General features: G+C 40.9%; 6 protein-coding genes. All 6 read left to right on the top strand.

The window, feature by feature from the left end:
- The first annotated feature begins 259 nt into the window (after positions 1-259).
- The 6 genes from U0M88_RS02835 to U0M88_RS02810 all read left to right on the top strand — a co-directional run bounded on the left by U0M88_RS02835 (position 260) and on the right by U0M88_RS02810 (position 6,926).
- The gene (locus U0M88_RS02835; protein WP_331868837.1) at positions 260-1,885 is read left to right on the top strand and encodes a peptide ABC transporter substrate-binding protein; all 1,626 of its coding nucleotides are present in this window, start codon (positions 260-262) and stop codon (positions 1,883-1,885) included.
- Positions 1,886-1,969: 84 nt separating this feature from the next.
- Entirely contained in the window at positions 1,970-2,914 is a 945-nt protein-coding gene (locus U0M88_RS02830; RefSeq protein WP_331868836.1) for an ABC transporter permease, read from the top strand.
- A gap of 1 nt (position 2,915) precedes the next feature.
- Positions 2,916-3,860: an ABC transporter permease gene (locus U0M88_RS02825; protein WP_229035738.1), complete on the top strand. Its 945-nt coding sequence runs from the start codon at positions 2,916-2,918 to the stop codon at positions 3,858-3,860.
- Between the two features lie 4 nt (positions 3,861-3,864).
- On the top strand, positions 3,865-4,986 hold the full coding sequence (locus U0M88_RS02820; RefSeq protein WP_195222982.1) for an ABC transporter ATP-binding protein: 1,122 nt from the start codon (positions 3,865-3,867) through the stop codon (positions 4,984-4,986).
- Positions 4,955-5,884, top strand: a complete 930-nt coding sequence (locus U0M88_RS02815) for an ABC transporter ATP-binding protein (protein ID WP_022789626.1) — start codon at positions 4,955-4,957, stop codon at positions 5,882-5,884. The genes U0M88_RS02820 and U0M88_RS02815 overlap by 32 nt, the downstream gene beginning before the upstream one ends.
- A 139-nt stretch (positions 5,885-6,023) precedes the next feature.
- Positions 6,024-6,926, top strand: a complete 903-nt coding sequence (locus U0M88_RS02810) for a Ppx/GppA phosphatase family protein (protein WP_168965965.1) — start codon at positions 6,024-6,026, stop codon at positions 6,924-6,926.
- Positions 6,927-6,981 lie beyond the last annotated feature (55 nt).

The raw sequence follows: 6,981 nt of genomic DNA, 5'->3' as shown, positions 1-6,981 counted from the left end.
TATGTATATAAAGAGGGCTAGAGCCATAAAATATATTTTGAACTCTCCATATTGGACATAGCAAACTTACTTTAGGTTGTGTATCGAATGTATAGACATTTAATTGAAAAACGTTCAAGAATTATGAAAATTATTTGAAAGGTTTTTCATAAAATAGGAAACATATGAAAATAATTTCAATTTATGCTTGTAAAAAATTAAATTGTATTCTAATATATACACATGTTCACAAAATGAACACAACTTAGGAGGGTTCGATATGAAAAAATTATTGTCGGTACTGATGGCTGGGACAATGGCCTTGTCATTAGCTGCCTGTGGATCCGGTTCTGGCGGAGCCAATACGTTTACATTTGCCAGTGAACTGGATATCAAGAACTTAGATTCTTGTGATGCAGATGACGGAACGTCTTTTAACGCCATGCATGCGGTCATCGATGGTTTGATGGGCTTGGATGAGGATGGAAACATTGCCAATGCCATTGCCGAAGAACACACGGTGAGCGATGATGGTTTGACACATACGTTCAAGCTGCGTGATGCCAAATGGTCTAATGGAGAACCGGTTACAGCACAGGACTTCGTGTATGCCTGGCAGCGTATCATTAAAAACGTTGGAAATTATGCCTATATGATGGGATCCGATGGTGCACACATTACCGGTGCTGATGAATTAATTGCCAAAACAGGAAACGGTGAAGAGCTGACACAGGAAGATTTGGACACTCTGGGAGCAAAAGCCGAAGATGATAAAACATTGGTTGTGACTTTAACAAGTCCGGTATCCTATTTTGAAGAGTTGATGACATTCCCTTGTTATTACCCAATTAACGAAAAATTTGCGGAAGAGCAGGGTGATGGATATGCCAAGAGTGCGGAAGCTATTCTTTCCAATGGTGCTTTCGTGATGGAATCTTGGACACCGGGTTCAACGGCAACTTTTGTGAAGAATGAAGATTACTGGAATGCCGATCAGGTTAAACTGGATAAATTAGTGATGAACCTGGTACAGGAACCTACAGTTGCGGCACAGAACTTTGACAGTGGCAGCAACGACTTTGCACCGATCAACTCGGATCTGGTAGATCAGTATAAAGATGATGATGCCTTTATTACCTTTAAGGAAGGGTATTTGTTCTATCTGCAACCAAACTTCCAAAATACCGATCTGCAAAATTTGAATTTGCGTAAGGCTCTATCTTTAGCGATTGATCGTGAAGACTTCGCAACAAATGTATTAAAGGATGGTTCGATTGAGGCCAACGGATTTGTACCGGAAGATTTATCAATCGGTCCAAATGGTCAGGATTTCCGTGACGATGCCAAAGACTTCACAACTTATGATTTAGAAGCAGCACAGGCCGCTTTGGATCAGGCTTTACAGGAATTAGGTAAATCAGAAATTACTTTGAAATTGATGTATGGTACGGATGAAAGTCCAATGGATACGATGGCTACGTATTTACAAAATGCCTTTACCAAACTGGGTGGCTTAAATATTGAAATGGTCGCAACTACAAAACAAGACCGTATCTATGTAAAACAGGCCAATGGTGATTTTGATATTTCTTGTACACGTTGGGGTCCGGATTACGGAGATGCGACAACATATCTGAACTTGATGAAATCAGATAACGTCAACAACTATGGTAAATGGGTAAATGCGGATTATGACGCACTTATGGCTCAGATTTCTACCGAAGCGAATGTCGAAACTCGTTGGAATCTGATGTTGCAGGCAGAAGAGATGGCCATGAATGATTATGTCAACATTCCGGTATTCCAGAAAGGAACATCAGCGTTAGAGAATCCGTCTGTAAAAGGATTGGTATTCCGTCCGGTTGGTGTACCATATACATTCAACTATGTATCAAAAGAAGCTTAGTAAGAATTTGAGTTGAATTTTAGTATATAAACACAATATGGTTCAACACTATATTGTGTTTATTTTTTGAAAAAGGAGGTTATTATGTCAAAATCGACAGTTCGTTATATACTGCAGCGTTTGGCGATTTCTCTGGTCACTTTATTTGTGATCCTTGTCGTTTTATTCTGCATGGTTCGCTTTCTTCCTGGATCTCCTATCAACAACGAACATTTAAGTGAGGCACAACGTGCCGCTATTGAGGCAAGCTATGGTTTGAATCTTCCTTTACCCCAGCAGTTTGTCAAATATGTGGGCGGTATGCTGACGGGTGACTTTGGTGTTTCCATGAACTTGTATAAAGACATGCAGGTTTCTTCGTTAGTAGGAACAGCTGCACCGATTTCGTTCTTTTTAGGACTTTGTGCCTGTATCTTAGGTACCATCGTAGGAATTTTCTTAGGCGTTGTCGCTGCCTTGAATAAGAATACGATCTGGGATACATTGACAACGGTTTTATCGGTAATCGGTGTATCTATTCCATCATTTGTGTTTGCGATGTTGATCCTGATCATTTTTGGTAGCAATCTTCATATCTTACCAACGATGTATTCTTCTACTCAGCCGATTTATTCGGCCATTATGCCGATCATCGCCTTGTCGATGAGCGTAATTGCCAATGTAGCACGTTTTACGCGAACAGAGATGATTTCCGTATTAAATTCCGATTATATTATGTTGGCTAAGGCGAAAGGTCTTTCTCGCAAAGATATTATCTTTAAACATGCTCTACGAAATACTCTGATTCCGATCATTACGATCTTAGGACCGATCTTAGTCAATTTGATGACAGGAACCATGGTCGTTGAAAAGGTCTGCAGTGTTCCGGGATTAGGTAAATTATTGATCAACAGTATTCAGGCTTCCGATTACAATGTGATTTTAGCCTGTGCCTTCTTATATGCTGCTATGTATATCCTCATGATGTTGGTCATTGATGTTTCTTATGGCATCATTGATCCACGAATTCGTTTAGGAAAGGATGAGTAATATGACAGAAATGCAAGCTTTACAAGAAATGAAATTTCAACCTAAAGACTTTGAATTTGCGCATGAAAGTCAAGAACTGGAAAAAGATGAAGTCATGCCGGCTCGTTCTGCCTGGAAGGATTCTGTCAGTCTGTTTGTGCGAAATAAAGGAGCCGTTATCGGTATCGTCTGTATCGCATTGATTACGATCTTTGCAATCGTGGCACCGATGTTGTCCGGCTGGAAATATGATGCGATCGATACTTCTTTACAGAATATCGCACCGGGCGCCCAGCACTGGTTTGGTACAGATAACTATGGACGTGACTTATGGGTACGCTTATGGCAGGGAACACGAATTTCCTTGTTTGTGGCAGTAGCAGCCATCTTTATTGATGTAGTCATCGGTGTGACCTATGGAATGATCTCCGGCTATTTTGGCGGTAAGGTGGATTCTGTGATGCAGCGTATTCAGGAGGTTATCAACTCTATTCCAACATTAGTTATCTTAACGATCCTTTTGATGGTGATGAAATCCAGCTTATTTACGATCATTCTGGCTTTGTCCTTTACTGAATGGATCGGTATGAGTCGTATTACTCGTGCCCAGGTCTTAAAGACCAAAGAGGAAGAATTTGTTCTGGCTTCCCGTACTTTAGGGGCCGGCAGCTTCTTTATCATCTTTAAGGAAATTTTACCGAATATTTACTCACAGATGATCATCATGGTCATGATGTCGATTCCAAATGCGATCTTCTATGAAGCGTATTTGTCCTTTGTCGGCTTGGGCTTACCGATTCCGGAGGCCTCTTTAGGTACATTGATCAACGATGGTTTTAATACTTTAACGATCTATCCGTTCCAGATGATCATTCCGGTAGTGGTGTTCTCCATTCTGATGTTGAGCTTTAACCTGGTCGGTGATGGATTACGCGATGCGTTAGATCCAACGATGAAGGAGATGTAATCGTATGAAAGAAAATAGAGAAAGAATTTTAAAGATACGTGATTTGAATATCTCATTTAAAACGACCGGTGGTAAAGTCCATGCGGTTCGTGGTGTGAATTTGGATTTATATAAAGGAGAAACCATTGCGATCGTAGGGGAATCCGGTTCCGGTAAATCTGTAACGACAAAAGCGGTTATGGGACTGTTGGCCAATAATGGTTCCATTGATTCCGGATCGATCGAATATCACTGGAATGATGAATATACCGGTGAACCAAAGACCGTTGATATTTGTCAGTTGAACGAAAAAGAATTACAGTCTGAAATTCGTGGGCGTAAGATCGCCATGGTGTTTCAGGACCCGATGACTTCATTAAATCCAACTATGACCATCGGTAAGCAAATCATGGAGCCGATGATGTATCACTATAAAAAGTCAAAACAGGAAGCCTACGCCAAAGCTTTAGAGCTTTTAGAGTTGGTAGGGATCACAGATGCGAAAAAACGAATGAAGAATTATCCACATCAGCTTTCCGGCGGTATGCGTCAGCGTATCGTCATTGCGATCGCATTGAGCTGTGATCCCTATGTGTTGATCTGCGATGAGCCGACAACCGCTCTGGACGTTACGATACAAGCTAAGATCCTGGAACTGATTCAGGACATTCAAAAGAAAAAAGAACTCTCTGTTATTTATATTACACATGATTTAGGTGTAGTAGCCAAGGTAGCGGATTATGTCAATGTCATGTATGCCGGAAAAATCGTAGAAACCGGAACGATCGATGAAATCTTTTATGATCCTCGTCATCCATATACATGGGGTTTATTGTCATCAATGCCGGATTTAGATACCGACGATGATGAATTATATACGATACCGGGCACACCGCCAAATCTTGCGCATGAGGTCAAAGGTGATGCCTTTGCACCACGAAATGAATTTGCGTTGAATATCGATCTAAGAGAAGATCCACCGATGTTTAAGGTGCCAGGCTCTGATTCCCATCAGGTTGCCAGCTGGCTGATGCATCCAAATGCACCAAAAGTAGATATGCCTGAAGCTCTTAGAAAACGCCTGGATAAGATGAAACAGAAAGGAGAACCAAACCATGACGGAAGCACAACCCATTTTGGAAGTTAAGAATCTGAAACAGTATTTTAAAGTCAGCCGTAAATTTACGGTAAAAGCGGTCGATGGCATCTCCTTTAAGATCATGCCGGGTCAAACCTATGGACTGGTTGGTGAATCCGGTTCCGGTAAATCTACAACGGGAAGAAGCATCATTCGTTTGTATAAGCCAACGGATGGTGAAGTTATCTTTAATGGGAAGAATATTTCCGGAAAGATGTCTAAGGAAGAACTTAAGCTGCTTCGAACCAAGATGCAGATGATCTTTCAAGATCCAATGGCTTGTTTAAATCCTCGCCGTAAGGTTATGGACATCATTGCCGAAGGTTTGGATATTCATCATGAATACAGCTCACAGGCCGAAAGAGAACAAAAGGTCTATGATATGTTAGAACTGGTCGGTCTTTCCAAAGAACATGCCAATCGTTACCCCCATCAGTTTTCCGGTGGACAAAGACAACGTATTGGTATAGCGCGTGCATTGGTAATGCGACCGGAGCTTGTGATTGCCGATGAAGCGATTTCCGCACTGGATGTATCGATTCAGGCACAGGTCGTCAATCTGATGAAGAAAATCCAGAAAAAGACCAATACCGCTTATTTATTCATCGCCCATGATTTAAGCATGGTCAAATACATTTCCGATCATATCGGTGTTTTGCATTTGGGGCACCTGGTGGAGACCGGTACAACGGATGAAATCTTCAACAATCCGATTCATCCTTATACCAAGTCTTTGTTGAGTGCGATCCCGGAACCCAATCCAAGAGTGGAGAAATATCGTAAATCGGCATCGTATGATTATAAAACCAGCGGTATTGATTATCACAAAGGAACAGAGCATCTGGTGGATGGAACACATTATGTACTGGCTACCGATGAAGAGTTTAAAGAGTGGACAAAAAAATAAATTTTTACTGTGAGGAGCTTTCATCTTCACAGTTTTTTCTTGTTCAAATGGCATCTAACCAAAAAAGAGGTATAATATTTACGTGCTTTTTACATGGATTTAATGTGTTTGACTTATAATAGTCTGGAAAGGAACCGTTATGACATACGGAATTATTGATATTGGATCGAATACGATTCGCTTAAATATATACAAAATTAAAGGGGAGAGTTTTGAACTGCTGCTGTCGAAAAAGGAAGCAGCCGGATTGGTTCAATATGTAAAAAAAGAAAAGATGAGCGACGAAGGCATTCATCGATTGGCGGATTGTTTAAATCGTTTTAAAGAGATGATGGATTTACTGCATCTGGATGGTTATGCAGCTTTTGCGACAGCCTCTTTACGTAATATTAATAACTCGAAGGAGGTTATTGAAGCCATATGGTCGCTTTGTCAGATTCGTATTGATTTGTTAAGTGGAGCACAGGAAGGACGGATCTCCTTTCACGGAGCCATTCATGGCTTACATTATGACAGTGGAATTTATGTGGATACCGGTGGCGGAAGCAGCGAGATCATTCTTTATGATCAAAAACAGATTGGCTTTGTGACAAGTCTTCCGGTGGGATCCTTAAACCTGTTTAATAAATATGTATCGAATATCATTCCTTCAAAAAGTGAGATCAAAATGATACAGGATCGTCTATTAAAAGAATTAAGGGCCTGTGACCAGAAAAAAAGCATTCTTCGCTGTGATGATCTGGCAGTGACCGGAGGAAGCATGCGTGCAATTCGTTCCCTGCTGGTGGAGATGAAGTGGATCAAAGACGATGTCTATGAATTGGATGCCTGCATGTTAAAGAATCTGATCAAGACGCTACAAAATGATATCGGACAGACGATCCATCTGTTTTTAAAGGTAAAACCGGACCGGGTGCATACGATGTTTACCGGGTTGTTGATCATTGATGCGATTGCCCGCTATACCAAGGCAAAACGCATTCAGGTATCGACCAACGGTGTTCGGGAAGGTTATTTGATGGAAAAAATACTAGGAGAGTAGATCAATGTCATTAAGTTAAGCAAAACATGATCTTATGAGTCTTGTCTAAAATAGG

This window comes from Faecalicoccus sp. (assembly GCF_036552745.1).
GTDB lineage: Bacteria > Bacillota_I > Bacilli_A > Erysipelotrichales > Erysipelotrichaceae > Faecalicoccus.
Note: the sequence above shows the minus strand (reverse complement) of the source record. Positions and strands in the feature narration are given on the sequence as shown.